19 protein-coding genes and 1 other annotated feature are annotated in these 19,111 nt (G+C 37.7%); of the genes, 11 read left to right on the top strand and 8 right to left on the bottom strand.

Annotation, left to right across the window (positions count from 1 at the left end):
- The 6 genes from G413_RS12215 to G413_RS0109655 form a co-directional block, all read left to right on the top strand.
- On the top strand, positions 1-696 hold a 696-nt coding region (locus G413_RS12215; RefSeq protein ID WP_027969166.1), incomplete at its 5' end, for a hypothetical protein.
- Positions 697-754: 58 nt separating this feature from the next.
- Entirely contained in the window at positions 755-1,219 is a 465-nt protein-coding gene (locus G413_RS0109675; RefSeq protein ID WP_162138410.1) for a winged helix-turn-helix domain-containing protein, read from the top strand.
- An 82-nt stretch (positions 1,220-1,301) separates the two neighbouring features.
- A complete protein-coding gene (locus tag G413_RS0109670) occupies positions 1,302-2,432 on the top strand; it encodes a DUF362 domain-containing protein (protein WP_022790674.1) in 1,131 nt (376 codons plus the stop codon).
- A 164-nt stretch (positions 2,433-2,596) separates the two neighbouring features.
- Entirely contained in the window at positions 2,597-3,835 is a 1,239-nt protein-coding gene (locus G413_RS0109665; RefSeq protein ID WP_022790673.1) for an ammonium transporter, read from the top strand.
- A gap of 11 nt (positions 3,836-3,846) precedes the next feature.
- Positions 3,847-4,212: a P-II family nitrogen regulator gene (locus tag G413_RS0109660; RefSeq protein ID WP_022790672.1), complete on the top strand. Its 366-nt coding sequence runs from the start codon at positions 3,847-3,849 to the stop codon at positions 4,210-4,212.
- Entirely contained in the window at positions 4,209-4,643 is a 435-nt protein-coding gene (locus tag G413_RS0109655; RefSeq protein ID WP_022790671.1) for a PTS sugar transporter subunit IIA domain-containing protein, read from the top strand. Before G413_RS0109660 ends, G413_RS0109655 begins: the two co-directional genes overlap by 4 nt.
- A 52-nt stretch (positions 4,644-4,695) precedes the next feature.
- On the opposite strand, the gene fucO is transcribed toward G413_RS0109655, so the two are convergent.
- On the bottom strand, positions 4,696-5,841 hold the full coding sequence (fucO, locus tag G413_RS0109650) for a lactaldehyde reductase (protein WP_022790670.1): 1,146 nt from the start codon (positions 5,839-5,841) through the stop codon (positions 4,696-4,698).
- Between the two features lie 94 nt (positions 5,842-5,935).
- Positions 5,936-6,481: a TetR/AcrR family transcriptional regulator gene (locus tag G413_RS0109645; protein ID WP_022790669.1), complete on the bottom strand. Its 546-nt coding sequence runs from the start codon at positions 6,479-6,481 to the stop codon at positions 5,936-5,938.
- Between the two features lie 251 nt (positions 6,482-6,732).
- Between G413_RS0109645 and G413_RS0109640 the strand changes: the two genes are divergently transcribed.
- Together G413_RS0109640 and G413_RS0109635 are read left to right on the top strand one after the other, a co-directional pair.
- Entirely contained in the window at positions 6,733-7,932 is a 1,200-nt protein-coding gene (locus tag G413_RS0109640) for an aspartate kinase (RefSeq protein ID WP_022790668.1), read from the top strand.
- Between the two features lie 45 nt (positions 7,933-7,977).
- Positions 7,978-8,877: a PHP domain-containing protein gene (locus G413_RS0109635; protein WP_022790667.1), complete on the top strand. Its 900-nt coding sequence runs from the start codon at positions 7,978-7,980 to the stop codon at positions 8,875-8,877.
- Between the two features lie 587 nt (positions 8,878-9,464).
- On the opposite strand, the gene G413_RS0109630 is transcribed toward G413_RS0109635, so the two are convergent.
- Complete coding sequence (locus G413_RS0109630) at positions 9,465-10,124, bottom strand: uracil-DNA glycosylase (protein ID WP_022790666.1); 660 nt, start codon at positions 10,122-10,124, stop codon at positions 9,465-9,467.
- Positions 10,125-10,199: 75 nt separating this feature from the next.
- Between G413_RS0109630 and G413_RS0109625 the strand changes: the two genes are divergently transcribed.
- Entirely contained in the window at positions 10,200-11,351 is a 1,152-nt protein-coding gene (locus G413_RS0109625; protein ID WP_022790665.1) for a bifunctional folylpolyglutamate synthase/dihydrofolate synthase, read from the top strand.
- Here G413_RS0109625 and G413_RS11480 read toward each other — a convergent pair.
- From G413_RS11480 to mnmE, 3 genes are read right to left on the bottom strand one after another with little or no spacing between them, the layout of a single operon-like run.
- Positions 11,338-12,378, bottom strand: a complete 1,041-nt coding sequence (locus tag G413_RS11480; protein ID WP_022790664.1) for a metallophosphoesterase — start codon at positions 12,376-12,378, stop codon at positions 11,338-11,340. The two genes, G413_RS0109625 and G413_RS11480, sit on opposite strands and share 14 nt — an antisense overlap.
- An 8-nt stretch (positions 12,379-12,386) precedes the next feature.
- Entirely contained in the window at positions 12,387-12,737 is a 351-nt protein-coding gene (locus G413_RS11475; RefSeq protein WP_022790663.1) for a DUF1622 domain-containing protein, read from the bottom strand.
- A 7-nt stretch (positions 12,738-12,744) separates the two neighbouring features.
- The gene (gene mnmE, locus G413_RS0109610) at positions 12,745-14,073 is read right to left on the bottom strand and encodes a tRNA uridine-5-carboxymethylaminomethyl(34) synthesis GTPase MnmE (RefSeq protein ID WP_022790662.1); all 1,329 of its coding nucleotides are present in this window, start codon (positions 14,071-14,073) and stop codon (positions 12,745-12,747) included.
- 51 nt (positions 14,074-14,124) lie between these two features.
- Here mnmE and G413_RS0109605 point away from each other — a divergent pair, with 51 nt between their 5' ends.
- The gene (locus G413_RS0109605) at positions 14,125-14,721 is read left to right on the top strand and encodes an L-threonylcarbamoyladenylate synthase (protein ID WP_022790661.1); all 597 of its coding nucleotides are present in this window, start codon (positions 14,125-14,127) and stop codon (positions 14,719-14,721) included.
- A 67-nt stretch (positions 14,722-14,788) separates the two neighbouring features.
- On the opposite strand, the gene G413_RS0109600 is transcribed toward G413_RS0109605, so the two are convergent.
- A complete protein-coding gene (locus G413_RS0109600; RefSeq protein ID WP_022790660.1) occupies positions 14,789-16,189 on the bottom strand; it encodes an AAA family ATPase in 1,401 nt (466 codons plus the stop codon).
- A 193-nt stretch (positions 16,190-16,382) separates the two neighbouring features.
- Positions 16,383-16,592, top strand: a binding site (T-box leader).
- A 39-nt stretch (positions 16,593-16,631) separates the two neighbouring features.
- Here G413_RS0109600 and lysS point away from each other — a divergent pair.
- Complete coding sequence (gene lysS, locus G413_RS0109595; RefSeq protein ID WP_022790659.1) at positions 16,632-18,590, top strand: lysine--tRNA ligase; 1,959 nt, start codon at positions 16,632-16,634, stop codon at positions 18,588-18,590.
- 238 nt (positions 18,591-18,828) lie between these two features.
- On the opposite strand, the gene G413_RS11470 is transcribed toward lysS, so the two are convergent.
- Positions 18,829-19,111: transposase (locus tag G413_RS11470; protein ID WP_022789946.1), on the bottom strand; the 283-nt coding region annotated here is incomplete at its 5' end.

Here is a 19,111-nt window from a genome sequence, read left to right as displayed (position 1 = left end):
TATGAATTGAGCGTAACAGGCGATGAATTTGTTGATACAGAAAAAACATATGAAATCGTATTGAACAAAGAAATCGAAGGAACAATCATCAATGTAGTATATGTTGATAAAGAAGGAAACAATCTTGGTGGCGGAGACTTCTTCGTAGATCCAGATGATGATGGAATCGCTAATTACAGTGAATTAGATTTACCAGAAGGCTATGAATTGATCGTAACTGGTGATTTCTTCGTAACACCAGGTAAGTCTTATACAATTACTTTACACAAGATCACAGAAGAAGAAACAGCAGCTGCAACATTAGTTGTTCGTTATGTTGATCAGGAAAATGGAAATGAAGTTGTATTAGAAAAAACATATGATGATCAGGTTGGTCCAGTTGGAGAAACTGCTACATATATTGAAGATGTAGTTGTACCAGAAGGTTATGAGTTGGTACAGGATATCGAAGGTATTGCAGCCGATGTTGAATATGGACAGACTAAGGTTATGTATGTATTCGTAACTAAAACAGCTCAAGAACCAACACAGCCAGGTGATGAAGAAGAACCTAATACACCAGCTGAAGGAACAGAAGAATCTGAACAAACAGACGGAACAGATACAGGAGTTGCCATGTCACTTGCCGGAGTATTCGGAACAATGAGTGCTGCTCTTGCCGGAATGGTTGCATTACTTCGTCGTAAACAAAAATAGTCTAAAGTAGTGTAATTTAAAGGAGAGGGGAGCCTCTCCTTTTATTATGGGTAAATATATGGATAAGGCAAAAGAGGAAAAAATAGTAGAGCTGGGCAAATATTGTCTTGAACATGGAATCGGTCTGGAAGATTTAAAAAAGATCTTTTCAAAGAAAGAAACCACAGATAATATCCATTATCAACGTTTTCATAATTTAGCACATAAAAAAGTGTCATCCGGTGAAATACGCATTGATTTTGAAGAACAGGTCATGCATAAGGGAAAGCAGATTCTTGTGATGCATGAACATGAATTGTTGATCTTACAATTATTGATGTCCAATGCCAGAGAGACGATCAAGGATGAAGAAATTCTTGATTTGCTAGAGGCGCACGATCATAAGATCACCAAAGAATCAATGGTCGTTTATATGTCCAGATTATCGCATCGGATAGGGAAAACAATGCAGGAAGAAGAGTATATCAAACGGCATTGGAAAAAAGGATATTACTGGAATCAGAAAATAAATATTCGTAAGTAAAGGGTTAGTTTTTGATAACCCTTTTTACGTTGTATAAACAAAAATCGTACAGTACAATACGATTGAAAGATAGGTGAACAGAATGGAGAAAGCAAAAGTTTATTTTACAGATTTTCACACACAGGCTTTTGGGGATGGCCTGCCGACAAAATTGCAGAAACTGGTGCGTCGTGCCGGAATTGCGGATTTAAATATGGAAGGAAAGTTTGTGGCCATTAAAATGCATTTTGGTGAACTGGGAAACATTTCCTATTTACGTCCGAATTATGCCAGAGCCATTGTGGATGTGGTCAAAGAATTAGGTGGAAAACCTTTCTTAACGGATTGTAATACGATGTATCCGGGCAGTCGTAAGAATGCTTTGGAGCATTTGGAATGTGCCTGGCAGAATGGTTTTACACCATTGACCGTGGGATGTCCGGTGATCATTGGAGATGGTTTAAAAGGAACGGATGATGTGGATGTACCGGTAGAAGGCGGCGAATACATTAAGGAAGCCAAGATCGGACGTGCCATCATGGATGCCGATGTATTTATCTCTTTGACTCATTTTAAAGGGCATGAGATGACCGGATTTGGTGGTGCCATCAAGAATATCGGTATGGGATGTGGTTCTCGTGCCGGTAAGTGTGATCAGCATTCCAGCGGCAAACCGCATATTGATGAAGAATTGTGCCGTGGCTGTACGCGTTGTCAGAAAGAATGTGCCAATGGCGGATTGGAATTTGACGAAACAACAAGAAAAATGCATGTAAATCAGGAAAACTGTGTAGGCTGTGGTCGTTGTTTAGGAGCGTGTAACTTTGATGCGATCCAGTTTGATAATGATGCCGCAAATGCGTTGTTGAACTGTCGAATGGCAGAATATACGAAAGCGGTCGTAGATGGACGACCTTGCATTCATATTTCATTGATCGTTGATGTCAGTCCAAACTGTGACTGTCATGGAGAAAATGATGTACCGATCTTACCGAATATCGGTATGTTTGTATCCAAAGATCCATTGGCATTAGATCAAGCTTGTGTAGATGCCTGTATGGCGGCAAAACCATTGCCGGGCAGTCAGTTGGCCCGTCACCTGGAAGATCCAAACTTTACGGATCATCATGATCACTTTACAAATTCTGCACCGGAATCGGAATGGAAAAGTTGTCTGGATCATGCGCAGAAGATTGGTTTGGGAACCAGAGAGTATGAATTAATTAAAATGTAACAGAATGAAATAAAATGTAAATTAATTGAAAATAGTGTTGCGTTTTTATATTTTTCTGTTATACTAAATCTTGTTAACAAAGGCGTTAAAATGGAAATCCATTTTAGCGCCCTTTTTCGTTCTCGAGACGATTAAGATGACAGAAGAAGGGAAGGATCGATAGGATGGATACAGGCGATACAGGATTTATGATGATTTGTACAGCTTTGGTGTTTGTAATGACTCCGGCTCTTGCGTTTTTCTATGGCGGGCTGGTGCGAAGAAAAAATGTAGTTAACACGATGATGGGCTGTGTTTCAATTATGGGACTTGCGATAGTCATGTGGTGTGCATTTGGCTATTCATTAGCTTTTGGACAGGATCATGGTGGTGTGATTGGTGATCTAAGCTATGCGTTTTTAAATGGTGTAGATTGGCAGGCAGGGCCGTATGCCGATTCAATACCACATTTGATGTATTGTGCTTTTCAAATGATGTTTGCCGTCATTACACCGGCCTTGTTTACCGGTGCTTTAGTAGGAAGAATGAATTTTAAAGCCTTGTTTCTTTTTGTAGCACTTTGGTCTTTGATCGTATATTATCCACTGGCTCATATGGTTTGGGGTGAAAATGGATTTATTGCTTCTTTAGGATCTGTTGATTTTGCTGGAGGTAACGTCGTTCATATCAGTTCCGGTATAACCGCTTTGGTTTTGGCTTTATGGATTGGAAAGCGAAAAGGTTATGATCAGGTGGCTTATCGTGTACACAATATTCCTTTTGTGGTATTAGGAGCCACCCTGTTATGGTTTGGATGGTATGGATTTAATGCCGGAAGTGCACTAGGAGCTAATGGTTTGGCAGCGCATGCGTTTATGACCAGTGCTATTGCATCGGCTTGTGCTTTGTTGTCATGGATGTTGATCGATGTGATCAAAGATGGAAAACCAACTTTGGTTGGTGCTTCTACCGGCCTTGTGGTAGGTTTAGTGGCTATTACACCAGGAGCCGGGTTTGTACCGATTTGGGCTTCTTTCATCATTGGTGCATTCGTAAGTCCTATCTGTTATTTTGGGGTCAAGCTGGTTAAATCAAAATGTAAGATTGATGATTCGCTGGATGCGTTTGGCTGTCATGGCTTAGGTGGTATTTGGGGCGGTATTGCTACCGGATTATTCGGTATGACAAGTATCAACGATGTTGCGCAATGGAATGGTTTATTCTTTGGGCAGACAGAACTCTTTGTAGCACAGTTAGAAGGCATTGTTTTAACCATCTTGATTGCGATCGTGGGAACATTGATTTGTGGTTGCATTGTCAAGTGCTTTGTACCTCTACGCGCCACAACTAAACAAGAAGCCATAGGTATGGATGCTTCCATGCATGGCGAACAAGCTTATCCGAGTTTCAATGGATTTGATTAAGGAGAATCGATATGTTGATCAAAATAGAAGCAATCGTAAGAGAGGAAGCCTTTGAAGATGTCAAAACGGCTTTAAATGAAATAGAAGTCAGGGGGTTAACGGTTTATCAGGTGATGGGCTGTGGTATTCAAAAAGGATACAATGAAGTAGTTAGAGGGGTTAAAGTAGATCTGCAGATGCAGCCGAAAATTAAATTTGAAATTGTCGTATCGTCTCCGGAATGGGAAAAGAAGACCATTGATGCGATTTCAAAAGCAGCCTATACCGGAGAAATAGGGGATGGAAAAATATTTAGTTATGAAATTCGATCCGCATATCGTATTCGTACAAAAGAAACGGGCTATGATGCGATTCAGCCAACCAATCACATGGAATGAAAACAAAAGAAAAAAAGATTGGATTGATTGTAACGGGACACGGGATTTTCGCAACTGGTTTAACAAACAGTTTAAGACAAATTGTTGGAATGCCTGAAGATTATGTATCTATTGATTATAGAGAAAACGATTCTTTAGAAGATATATCTAAGAAGATGATCGATGCACTTAATGTTCTCAAAACGTGTGATGAAATCCTTGTTTTATGTGATCTAATCGGTGGAGTTCCTTTTAAAACAGCAGTAAAAATTAGTTATTCCTATCAAAATTTAGAAGTGATCGGCGGTGTAAATTTAGGAATGTTGATTGAAATCAATCTAACTCGAACATTTGTCAAAAATGTAGAAGAACTAGCGGAAGTAGCCATCGAGATAGGAAAAGAGCAGATTGCCCGGTTTCATCTTTCTATGGAAAAAAAGCTATACAAATAGACATTACAACAAAAGTGCATCCAATGTTTGGATGCACTTTTGTCTATAGAGTTTACATTAGTTTTCTAAACAACGCTTTTAGATCTTCGATACTGGCATCTTTTGGGTTACCCGGTGCACATGCATCGTCAAAGGCCGATTGTGCCAAAAAGTCAAGATCTTCTTCTTTTAAAGCTTCCAGCTTTTGGGGAATGCCTACATCTTGGGATAATTGGCGAACGGCATCGACAGCTGCTTTACGATATTCATCCTGTGTCATAGAATCGACATTCTTAACCCCCATAGCACGAGCGATTTCACGATATTTTTCTTGTGTACAATCGGCATTGTATTCCATAACGATCGGAAGCATCATCGCACAAGCCACTCCATGAGGCGTATCATAAACCGCACCTAAAGTGTGTGCCATAGAATGGGCAATTCCTAATCCAACATTGGAGAATCCCATACCGGCGATATATTGTCCTAAAGCCATACCTTCGCGACCTTCTTTTTCATTGGCTACCGCACTGCGTAAAGAACGACTGATGATTTCAATGGCCTTTAAATGGAACATATCTGTCATTTCCCAGGCAGCTTTTGTCGTGTAACCTTCGATCGCATGGGTGAGAGCATCCATACCTGTAGAAGCCGTTAGACCTTTAGGCATTGTAGACATCATATCAGGATCTACAACGGCAACGACCGGCATATCGTGTGGATCTACACAAACGAATTTTCTTTTTCTTTCTACATCGGTAATAACATAGTTGATGGTAACTTCGGCAGCGGTTCCAGCTGTTGTCGGAACGGCGATAATAGGAACACAGGGTTTAGTAGTGGCAGCAGTTCCTTCTAAGCTTCGTACATCTTCAAATTCCGGGTTGGCAATGATGATTCCAATGGCCTTAGATGTATCCATAGAAGAACCTCCACCGATGGCAATGATGTAATCGGCTTTAGCTTCTTTAAAGGCTTTTACACCGTTTTGTACATTTTCAATCGTTGGGTTAGGTTTGATATCTGAAAAGATTTCATATTCCAATCTTGCTTCATCCAATACATTGGTAACTTTTTCTGTGACTTTGAATTGAATCAAGTCTGGATCGGAGCAGACCAAAGCTTTTTTAAAAGCTCTTGTCTTGGCTTCATTGGCAATCTCCTGGATGGCACCAGAACCATGATACGATGTTTCATTTAACATAATTCGATTTGACATAGTGTTTTTTCTCCTTTTCTGTAAGCGCTTTATCAATTTAATTGTAACGATTTGTGTTCAAAAAGATAAGTTACAGAATGAGGAAAGTGTCACATTATAATAAATCGATGGAAACAAAAGCTTTCTTGACTTCTGGTGGCATCGCATCACATAGCTGGCTTGCTAATGTGGCTGGAGAAATTGGTGTATCTTCCAATAACCATTTTACCGTCATGTATATAGAAGACTGACAATACATTTCCAGTTGAAACTTTAAAATAGAAGATAACGGCATCCCTGTTTTACTTTGGATTCGATCGGTGTAAAAAGATAAAATCAGTTCAAAGTCATGATCTCTTAAATTATTTTGATCATCGTTTTGAAAAGCGGCTCTAAAAAACAATTTTTCCTGAAGGATAAAAGTAAACTTCTTAAATAAAGCTTCATAAATCGTCTTTCCTTCTCCCATATGTTTAAAAGATTCTTGTAGTATCTTATCAAAATACCAGTTAACCAAATCTTGTTTATCTAAAAAATGTCGATAAAATGTCTGACGAGATAGATTACAAGTATCTGTGATATCTTTTACTGTAATTTTTTCATAGGGTGATTTCTTCATACATGTTTTTAGTGCATCCGCAAAAATATATTTTGTGTCCATAAGTACTCCTGTTTCTTGGTAATATCATAAGAAAAAATGAATGAAAAATAAAATTTTTTCCAAAAAAATCGGATCAAATTTCAAAAAAGTCTGAACTTTGAATTTATATATGTATAGCTAATACAGAAGATTTTCCAATGAATTAAAAAGCTTTCCAGTCTTTCTAAAAAAGTCATAATGGAGAATGCATGATTTCATTGTGCATTCTTTTTTCTAGTGATAAAATAAATCCGTTTTGAAGGGTGTTGCTTATGAATATTGTGGAGAAATACGGTGGAACAAGCGTGGGTTCCATAGAACAAATACAAGCGATTGCTAAGCATGTAAAAGAGATGCGCGAAGCAGGACATACTTTGATTGTTGTCGCCAGTGCTATGGGAGGTATGACCAATAAACTGATCGATCTGGCTAGTCAGGTTTCTGATCATATCAATACAAGAGAGCTGGATTCTTTATTGTCAACAGGCGAACAAAGAACAATTACCTTATTGGCAATGGCTATTGATGCATTGGGCATACCAGCTATTTCACTGACCGGCTATCAATGTGGTTTTATTACCAGTCATCATCATGCACATGCACGTATCAAGGATATTGATCTAACCAATGTTAAAAAGCATTTAGAAGAAGGAAAAGTAGTTGTCGTAGCTGGTTTTCAAGGGGCTACAGAACATGGTGAAATTACAACATTGGGAAGAGGTGGCAGCGATACAACAGCAGTAGCGTTGGCAGCTAAATTAGGATGGGCTTGTCATATCTATACGGATGTTAATGGCATTTATACGATTGATCCGCGACTCTATCCTAAGGCAAAACGATTAAAAGAAGTCAATTATCAGGAAATGATGCAGATGGCCTGTCTTGGGTCTGGCGTCTTAGAAACTCGCAGTGTAGAATTGGCAAGTAAATATCAAGTGCCGCTGTATCTTGGAAAGGCATTGGAAGGTTCAAAAAAGAAAGGAACATGGATCATGGAACATACAAAACAGTTGGAAGATATGCCCATTACAGGCTTAAGTGTAAAAGATGATTATGCGATCATGCGTATCAGCCACATTGAAAATGATGGTGTCTTTTTAGGGAAGCTTTTCCAAATGATTGCGGATCTAAACATCAACCTGGATACAATTTCGCAGCAGTTGGATGATGAAGGAAAGGCAAATTTCTCTTTCTATTGTACAGAAGAACAAAGTCGTATGATCATGGAAAATATGGATAAAGTGGGACAGAATTACCCAATTACCCGTATGCTTGGATTTATCAAGCTTTCCTTAGTAGGATTAGGAATATCAACACATAGTGGAATTGCCTCAAAAGTTTTGAATACATTACGTGAAAACAATATTCCTTATTATATGATTACTTCCAGTGAAATCTCTATTTCATTGACGATCGATGCACAAGATAAGGAAAAAGCCATTCAAGTATTGGGAAAAGCTTTTGACTTATAAAATATGCGATAATTCATAGATTATAGAAAAGAATGAAGGAAAGGGATGAAAGAGATGATTCATTTTGATTTACATATGCATTCAAACCAAAGTGGTGATGGGCAATTTACACCGGCTGAATTAGTACAAATGTTGAAACAAGCAAATATTCAAGTAGCGGCATTGAGCGATCACGATACCGTTAAAGGTGTTACAGATATGATGGCGGAAGGGAAAAAAGAAGGAATACAAATCATACCCGCCATCGAATGTTCTACCTTATTAGGAGATTATGATGTACATGTATTAGGATATGGAATCAATTTGGATGATCCTTATTTTCAGACGTTACAGCAAAACATACAAAAAAAGAATGATGGTGTATTTCATCAAAGAGTTGAAAAACTTCGGCAAAAATATGAAGTAGAAATCGATGAAGAAAAGGTAGTCAGAGATGCCAATGGAACCAATCCATGGTTTATTATGATGACAAGGCTTTTTCAGGATCCTCGTTATCAGAATATCGAAGATTTTAAAGATTATATTCCCGGTGGCAAGCGCAGTGATCCGGCACCGGTCAATTTCTTCTGGGACAAATGTATGCCAGGCAGCGATCTTTATGTAAAAGCATACAATCCGGATTTTAAAGAAACGATACAAAAGATTCATGAAGCGAATGGCTTGGCGATCATTGCACATCCTTATCAGACATTTTATAAACAGGAAGAACGCCTGCAGTATGCCTTAGACTGTGGTATTGATGGATTAGAAGCTTACAGCAACTATCATCAAGATTATCATAATGAATACTATGAACAATTTGCCAGAGATCATAACTTGTTAATTACTTGCGGCAGTGATTTTCACGGAGAGAAAAAGCCAAGCATACGCATGGGAGAATATGGTTTGCATAAAGATGGAACCCCATTTTTAAAAAGCTTTTTAAAGGCGTTGGAAAAAGAATAGAAGGATTTTTGGTGATTTAACTTAGCGTGTGGTTTTAAAGAATGACGCTCTACGATTAAGAGTGGGTTAAGGAATGAAGAAGATGGTATAAATCATGGGTAACAGACCCAGAAATATGCCATCTTTTCTTATGCCAAAAAACATGAGTGTTCTAAATTATTTTTATTTACTTTTTCTGTCATACTTGTCGGAAGAAAGAAATGTTGTTATGGAATAGAATATCTTGTAGTTCAGACAGTAGAACATTCTTTTTCTGAAGCGTATGAAGTTAACGACACCATTGGATACACTCAGATAGGTTCTGATCTGTCCGTTGATGTTCTCGGCAAAGGCATTCGATTGTTTCCGGTTCTCAAACGGATAGGCAAAAGAATTCAGAATCTCCTGTTTCCGGTTATACAGAAGGATCGTGAACTCTCTGTACTAACATAGGTAATACCTCCTCATCATACTCTGTTTTTTGGCGAAATATATTGTAGGCTGAGGAGGATTTTTTTGTATATAAAAACCTTCCACCACACAAAATGGTAGAAGGTCTAAAAGTATGGTAAAGCAATACCGCACCTGCTCATTAATTTAAAGCGCTTTTAAAACCAGTGAATTGGTTCTTTACCATGTGCAATGAGAAATTCGTTACATTTTTTAAAATGTCCATTGCCAAAGAATCCACGATAAGCGCTTAATGGACTTGGGTGAGAACTTGTCAGTACCAAATGACTTGGGTTATTCAAAAAGCGACGAACTGCACCTGCTTTAGATCCCCACAATAAGAAGACCACTGCGTCTTCTTTTTCATTGATGCGCTGTATGGCGGCATCTGTAAAATTTTGCCAGCCAATATTTTGATGGGAAAGAGGTTTTGAATCTTCTACGGTCAAAATAGGATTCAATAATAAGACTCCTTGTTTAGCCCAGTCTGTTAAATCACCATTACGATGAAGTTTAACGTGATATTCATCCTCAATCTCTTTATAAATATTAACTAATGAAGGAGGAATTTTAACATTGGGTGCTACACTGAAGGCAAAACCTTGTGCCTGTCCGGGTTGATGATACGGATCTTGCCCTAGAATAACAACCTTTGTATCTTTTAAAGATGTTGTTAAAAAGGCATTGAAGATCTTCTCTTTTGGGGGATAGATTTTTTTGGTCTTATATTCACGAGCCAAAAAATAATTAATTTTATTCAAGTACTCTTTTTGAATCTCAGTATCAAAAAGTTCTTGCCAGTCATTATTAAAGTTCATTGTAAACCTCCATGGATTATTTGTACAAACTCTATTATAATACTAATCATGAATCTACAGGAAAAAATTTCATGGATGGAATCTAAGAAAAGTAAAAATATGGATTTGGTTGATTACCAAGAAATTATGGATCAGTATTTACCCTATCATAAGAAGCTCAAAAAAATTCAGGTGGCTGGAACAAACGGGAAGGGCAGTACGTGTCGTTGGATGGCTTTAATGCTGGAAGAACTGGGCTATCAAGTTGGTGTTTTTACATCCCCGCATTTAGTGGTGCATAATGAAAGAATACAGATCAATGAAACAATGATATCTGATCAAGACTTAGAGGAATTGTTTGATCAATATCAAAAAGTATTTATTGAGAATTCCATGACCATGTTTGAAATGGATCTTTTTTTGGCAATTGCCTATTTTTTAGAACAGAGAGTGGATTATGCCATCATAGAAGTAGGCTTGGGAGGAAGGTTGGATGCGACAACTGCTTTGGACTATGAGGCGACCGTGTTAACCAATGTGGGATTAGAGCATACCGAAATATTGGGAGATACCATAGAAAAGATTGCTCAGGAAAAAAGTGGTATTTTTAAACCGGGTGTCTTAGCTGTTTGTGGAGAAGATAAACCGAAGGCTCAACACGTCATTGAACAGAATATACGAGCTAAAAGAGCACCTTTCTATTATTCTTATCTACCGGAATATAAAAAAGTGGGGAAAAAATATTGGATGAATTCTATGGATGGTATCCTTGTTTTTGATCAGCCATTCTATCAGATGAAAAATTTCATACTGGCCTGTGATACACTGTATCATTTAGGATTTCGCATGCGTTATAACACCTTTCAAGGTGCTATTGATCGTTTTATATTTCCAGGGCGTTGTATGGTATTGCGAAAAAGACCTCTATTGATGGTAGATGGGGCTCATAATCTGGATGGGATACATGCGTTGGTAGCTTCTTTAAAAAATTGGCAGGGAGACATCTATTTTTCGGTTTTAAAGGAAAAAGATGCAAAGCATATGTTAGATGTTTTAATAAGTCTTCAAGGACAGATTCATCTGGTTAATTTTTCATCGGACAGACTTTATCCTTTAGAAACATTGGGCTTTGAAGTGTTATCTATGGAAGAAATGGAAAAAAGACTTCAAGTGACGCATCAAAGAGCTCTAGTGTGTGGTTCTTTGTATTTTGTCGGCGAAGTCTTAAAATGGTTTAATTCGAAGTGATGGAAATGGAAACATATTCGCTGATTCCTTCTGTGCGGGTTGGAAATCCCCAGCCATGAATGCCGGATGTCGTAATCTGCGTGAAGTTTCCTTTTTTTATCATGCCATAATCATGTTCAAAGATTCCTAGAGAATTTGCCAGAGAGCCAACAGGAAAGATTTGCCCATTGTGTGTATGCCCGCTGAGTTGAAGATCTACACCCAGTTTTTCACACAAGCTTATATCCTTAGGCTGATGATCAAAAACGATGATGTACGAGTCTAAGTTACATGTTTTTACCAGGCTTTTTAAGGACTCTCTTTTTTCTTCGGAGTCTTCTCTGCCAATTAAGGTAATTTGATCAAAATGTAAGATATCATCCTGTAAGACGGTGATGCCATTGGATTCAATCACTTTTTTTAATGTTTCTTTGGAAAAAGCCGGCTCATTGGCATAATGTTGGTTATCATGATTGCCAAAAACATAATAGACATTGGCCGTTTTTGTGAGTTTGCCCAGTGTCTGAAATACGGTTTTCATCTGATCAACGCTTGTAAACTCATCCACGATATCGCCGTTAAGAATATAAAAAGAAGGCTTTTCTTTTTGAAGATCTTTTACCATGTTATTTAAGTCTTTTTCCGTCATGGCATTTGGATAATGTAAATCGCTGATCATGACGATTTTGGTATCAGGAATTTCTTTTGATGTCTGAAGATCATACGTTGTTTTTTCAATATTCTTCATATTGAAGATGCCGTAAATGCAGATTGTTATTGCCAACAAAAAAGGAATAAAGAAGACCCATCCTTTTACATCCTGATGAAAGATCAGACAGATAAGCTGCGTGATTAGAAGACAAAACATAAGATGTAAATAAAAGATAGGGAAGATAGTATTAAAAGTGATACAGGGCAGCACAAATAACAACAATAATCCCCACAAAGCCCATGAGGGAAACTGCGGAAACCAGCGATGAATCAACAGAAAAAGATCCATGACCAACAAAAGACAAAGGATCGCCAAGCCCATCTTTAAATAAATCATGACAACACCTACTCAAATTCATCTACGTCTTTATGCATGACATCACTGCTTTTCCATTCCCAGTGAATCAAGAAAGTGATAGCCGCTTTGACTAGGATCAAAGCGCCAATCTGCAGGATTTCCGAAAGACTTCTTACCGTGATTGTCCGCACAATTTCAGCGGCCAGCTTGAAGGTCAAGGCAATACTTAAACCGCGTAACAATGGCTTTTTACTGTTCTTATCTTTACGAAATGTGGCAAGCAAAGAATGAAACGTACTGTATATGACACTTGCCAAAGAAAGAGCTTCTAAAAAATAAACGGTCAAATAAGAAATTTGAATCAGCCATTCATGCAGTTGTTCAATAAATATTTCCATTATGTACCTACTTTCCTAAACAGAATTTTGAAAATAAAGTATCTAGTAAATCTTCTCTATGCACTTCGCCAAGAATTTCTTTTAAATGGTTGTGTGCTGCTTGAATATCGATTTCTACAAGATCGGGTTCCATCATCATTTCCATGGCCTCTTTAGCACGAAGCATATCTTGTTTGGCCTGGTTTAGTAAACCAATTTGACGCTCATTGGATAAAACAGGTTCTTCTTTTAAAAGATCTTGTTTATACATGTTCTCTAAAGCATCTAGAAGAGGTTGTATTTGATGGTTTTTGGCAGAAATCCAAATTCCCTCTTTGTCTTGATGTTGCATGTCTTCTTTATTAAAAAGAATGAGACGTCGTTTATCCTTTGTTTGTTCTAAGAGAATTTGATCTTCTTTGGTTAAAGGGCTGCTTCCATCTAAAACAAGTAAAACAAGCTGTGCCTTCTGTAACATCTGCTGACTTTTTTCAATACCGATCTGTTCGATCTTATCGCTTGCTTTACGAATTCCGGCTGTGTCGATTAAGTTTAACTGCACGGAACCGATATGAATCTGTCCTTCAACTATATCTCGGGTCGTGCCGGCAATATCGGTTACAATAGCTTTATCTTCTTCTAATAAAGCATTGAGCAGAGAACTTTTGCCCACGTTTGGCCGTCCGATGATCACGGTATTGATCCCTTTTTTTAACAACTGTCCGGTTTGAACGCGTTTTAATATTTGATCGATCTTACTAAGCCAGTCGTTGGTTTTAGGTAAAAGTTCCTGTGTAGTCAATTGTTCGATATCTTCATATTCCGGATAATCAATGTTGACTTCGATTTGCGCAATAATGTCTAATAGCTCGTCAATAAGAGGTTGAAGCAATTTTTTGACGCTTCCTCGGATTCCCTGGATGGCCAAACTGGCAGCCGTATCGTTGCTAGCATCAATCATATCTTGCACAGCTTCTGCCTGGGACAAATCAATCCTTCCATGATAAAAGGCGCGTTGTGTGAATTCTCCGGGTTTCGCTAATACGGCCCCCTGGCTTAAAACAATCGATAAAACCTTTCGGGTGATAAATACGCCACCATGGCAGTTGATTTCTACGATATCTTCGCGTGTATAAGTTTTAGGGGCCCGAAAAACAGAAACAAGGACTTCATCTACTGGTTTTCCGGCTCCATCTAAGATATTTCCGTAATGGATGGTATGGCTTGGCACATCGCTTAGATCTTTGGTAAAAATTTTATTTGTGATGGGTATGGCGTGTTCTCCGCTAATTCGGATAATGGAAATAGCACCATCCTGTAAAGCTGTAGAAATGGCACAAATCGTATGTTCAAACATGAAACCATCCTTTCTCTTGTATCTATTTTAACATAAACCTATAATAGACATATGAGAACATATAGTAAAGAAGAAATAAATGCGGTTGCCTATGCACTGCAAAATCACAAAATTATTGCCTTGCCGACAGATACAGTTTATGGAGTGGGTGTGATGTATGGAGATTTAAAGGATCTGCAGCGACTGAAAAACGCAAAGCACAGACCGGAAACCAAACCGATTCCGATGATGGTATCTTCCATAGAGCATATGGAACAAGTAGCTGTAGTTGACGAAAGAGTAAAAAAGATCGCAGAACGTTTTTTGCCCGGTGCTTTGACATTAGTGTTAAAGGTCAAAGACAATGTACCAAAAGAATATACAAACGGTTTAGATACGATTGCGATTCGTATTCCGGATGAGCCTTTTATTCTTCGTGTGATTGATGAATTAAATACTCCGTTATTGGTAACCAGTGCCAATCAATCCGGAGCTAAAACCGCATTGACCAGCGATGATGTATTAGAACAATTGCCGGATATTGATGGTTTGGTATTAGGAAAATGTAGAGCTTTACAGGCTAGCACAATCGTGGATTGTACGCAGGAAAAGTTAAAGATTCTTCGCCCGGGCCCTATCACTTTAGAACAGTTGGAGGCATGTTTGTAAAAAACGGATGAATCATAAAGCCAGAGATATATACCTATCCTTTAAAGGTAAATATCCCTGGCATTTTTTAGTTTGGATCGAAGCCATCAAATAAGTCATCAATGTTTAAAAGCTTGGCGTGATCTAAAGCGGCTTGTCGGACTACCGGTTTTGTGAATCCAGACTTGGAAACAAAATATAGATATTTTTCTTTTACTCTATGAAAAGCTTTTGTGGCGTTAACTAAATCTTGATATTCCTCTAAAGGCATTGGATTTGAAGTGAATTTACATTCCATAAATATTGCTTTTGTCTGTGATTTATCCAAGGCTAGAACATCTACATCATCTTGAGCTTTAATAAATGGATTTGTCCCCCACCATTTACCAATGTGATAAGGAATAAAAGGTAAATTTCGCTTTTTGGCTTGCCGAATAAGATATTCTTTACAGATTCCTTCGAAAGTATCTCCCATATAATTTGAAATATCTTCCATGATTTCATCTGCAGCCTCTTTAGCTCCAAGGATTTCATAGTATGTGTTATCTGTAAATGAATAACGAAACCAGAATTTTAAGAAATTATCTTTAATGACATAAATGGATTTTTTTGATTTTTCACTTTCGCCACAAGGCACACGTTTTTCTACCAAGCGCAAAGTTTGAAGCGTTGTCAGGTATTTTGATACTTTTGTGCGATCTTCATGAATGTAGTCAGAAATATTAATGATTCGATTTTTTCCTGACGCAATGGCAGAAAGAATTGAATTGTAGATATTTGTTTCTCTAAGTTCAGCTTTTAAGAGGTTATTTGGCTCTTCGTATAAATAAGCACCGTTTCGAATAATTTTATAGGCGATATTTTCTTTTATGCTTTTTGTAGGATCAAATGCCTCTAAATATCGAGGGATACCACCAAGAATACCATAAGCTAAAAGTTTATCTATATTTGAATAATTAGGAAAAAATATGCTGGAATCAAAATAGTCAAAAGGTTTAACCTCTAAAGTAGCGGTTTGTCGATCGTGTAAAGGACTCTTTCTTCCCATAATTTCGTTTTCCATGATGCTGATAGAGGAACCGCACAAGATTAAGAAGATATTTTTGTTTTTAAAGTCATGATCAATTGCATGCTGCAAAATAGATTTTACAGATGGATTTTCCGCAATAATATAAGGAAATTCGTCAATAACGATGGCGGTTCTATCTTGGACTTTATTTCCTATGTAGCTAAAAGCGTTTTCCCAAGATTTAAAGGAAGCAATAAAAGAATGTTCAAAATGAAGTTGTATCGATTTAGAGAAATCTTCTAGATTCAAAGCATCATTTTTTTCTCGAGCGGGGAAAAAAATTGTATTTGTATGTTTAGAGAATTCCTGTAGCAAAGTTGTTTTACCGACTCTTCTTCGACCATACATAATTAAAAATTCAAAAGTATTATGGCTATATAACTCATTTAAATACGAAATTTCTTTTTTTCGGCCATACATGAAAACACCTGCTTTCTATTTGTATACTTATAAGTAGTATACTTTAAAGTATACAAATTTTCAATTTCAAATACATGTTTGAAATTGAAAGAAAACAGAAGGATTCTTAGTCAAAAGTTCGTTCTTAATACAAATAATAAGAAAGAATTCGAAAGTGTTTGACAAACGAAGATAGGTTTAGTACCATACACCCGTAAAGGCTAAGAAGAGGACGAGTACTTTAAGAAAATGTTTCAGAGAGCTTTTGGTTGGTGAAAAAAAGCACAGGACTTAAAGGAATAAAACCTTGGAGCTGTATGTATTTCCTGCATTAAAGGAAGCACTGTTTATAGACAGTGGCAGAGATTTTTCAAAGTGATTTGAAAAATGAATTAGGGTGGTAACACGAGCATTCGTCCCTTGGATGGATGCTTTTTTATTTTGTAGAGAAAAGGAGAACAATATGGCACAACAAAAATTAACAGAACAAGAACGAGTACGTCGCCAGAAGATGCAAGATTTGAAGGATATGGGAATTGACCCATTTGGCTCTGCGTATAAAAGAACGACAACTTCTGGAAAAATCATTGCACAATATGAGAATAAGACAAAAGAAGAATTACAGGAATTGGATGTTCATGTAAAGATTGCCGGACGTATTATGACAAAACGCCGTCAGGGAAAAGCCGGATTCATGCACATTCAGGATATAGATGGACAAATTCAGATCTATGTTCGTAAAGATGTTGTCGGCGAAGAACAATATGAGATCTTCAAGAAAAACGATTTGGGAGATATTGTTGGTATCGAAGGTACGATCATGAAAACCGATCATGGACAGTTATCCGTTCGTGCACAAGTTTATACGCATTTATCTAAGGCTTTACGTCCATTACCAGAAAAATATCACGGATTGACGGATGTAGAAGAACGTTTCCGTCGTCGTTATGTGGATTTGATCATGAATCCAGAGGCTAAGCACATTGCCATCACAAGACCGAAAATCATTCGTGCGGTACAGGAATATCTGGATGGACAGGGATTGATGGAAGTAGAGACACCGGTACTACAGCCGATTTTAGGTGGGGCAGCGGCTCGTCCGTTTGTTACACATCACAATACTTTGAATATGCCTTTCTATTTACGTATCGCAACTGAACTTCCTTTAAAACGTCTGATCGTTGGTGGCTTGGAAGGTGTCTATGAAATTGGGCGTTTGTTCCGTAATGAGGGAATGGATGCTACACATAACCCGGAATTTACTACGGTAGAAGCCTATGTCGCATACAGTGATTTACATGGCATGATGGATCTGATTGAAGGACTCTTTGATCATGTAGCTAATAAGGTGTTAGGAACAACCGATATTACGTATCAGGGTCAAGAGATTTCTTTGAAGGCGCCATTTAAACGTATTACGATGTGTGATGCGATCAAAGAAAAAACAGGTATCGATTTTAAACAGGTCACAAGTTATGAAGAAGCTTGCCAGCTGGCAAAAGAACATGATATTGAAGTGGAGAAAATTCATAACTCGATCGGGCATATCATTCAGCTGTTCTTTGACAAATATGTAGAAGAAACGATCGTTCAGCCAACGTTTGTCTATGAATATCCAATTGAGATTTCTCCACTGGCTAAGAAAAACAGTGAAGATCCTCGTTTTACAGATCGTTATGAGCTGTTTATCTGTGGTCATGAATATGCCAATGCGTTCTCGGAATTAAATGATCCAATCGATCAAAGAGAACGATTTGAAAAACAGTTGGAACTTCGTGATTTAGGCGATGAAGAAGCCAATGAGATGGATGTAGATTATGTAGAAGCTTTGGAATATGGTATGCCTCCAACAGGTGGTGTAGGCTTGGGAATCGACCGCTTTGTGATGTTGTTGACAGATCAGAGAACGATTCGTGAAGTATTATTGTTCCCGCATATGAAGTTAACAGGAGAGTCTAAGGGTGCCAAGTTAGAAAAGAAATCTCAGGAAACTATGTCATCAACTTCTGCAGATGTAAAAAGCACAGTCAATAAGAAGCCGACCATCGATTATTCCAAAGTGGAAATTGAACCATTGTTCAAAGATTTTGTTGATTTTGAAACATTCTCGAAATCAGATTTCAGAGCCGTAAAAGTCAAAGAATGCCGCGCGGTTCCAAAGAGTAAAAAATTATTAGAGTTTATCTTAGATGATGGAACCGAAGAAGACAGAACGATTTTAAGTGGTATTCATGATTACTATGAACCGGAAGAATTGGTAGGCAAGACTTTAGTGGCAATCACTAATCTTCCACCACGTAAAATGATGGGAATTGATTCCTGTGGTATGATCATATCGGCCGTACATAACGAAGCAGGGGAAGAACGCTTGAATTTGTTAGTGCTGGATGATGCGATTCCGGCAGGGGCTAAATTGTACTAAATCAAAGAATCTCACAAAGAAATGATAAGAACGCTCAGAGTAAACTTTGGGCGTTTTTTTACATGTTGGTTTAATAAGAGAAACGAAAAACTTTAGATCATTGGATAAGTAGGTAGTTTCGTATTTGCCATAATCAGAGTGTTTTCAATCAATAAATACTTTGTGTTTATAGGTTTGCACGAACTGTTATTGGTAGCGTCAAGAATTATGTGTAAAAGTATATCCTTGGTAAAGCAGATTAGCTCTTGAACCAATCTTCTCTAGTTGTTTGTCCAAAACCTCTATGTACGTGATTCATGTTTTTCTCGTTGTAACGATTGAATTGAATCACAAGGTATTTCTCTTCAGATTTTTCCGTTGGAAATTGTTCTTTCTTTTTGAAACTTCGTTTTAATTGTTTATTGTTTCCTTCAATCAGATTTGTTGAATAAATCGTATGCCTAACACTTTCTGGGTAATCATAGAATGTAAACAGATAGTCATTGTTGCTGAGACTTTTCACCATTGATGGATATTTGTGT

Source organism: Faecalicoccus pleomorphus DSM 20574 (genome assembly GCF_000420345.1).
Classification (GTDB): domain Bacteria; phylum Bacillota_I; class Bacilli_A; order Erysipelotrichales; family Erysipelotrichaceae; genus Faecalicoccus; species Faecalicoccus pleomorphus.
Note: the sequence above shows the minus strand (reverse complement) of the source record. Positions and strands in the feature narration are given on the sequence as shown.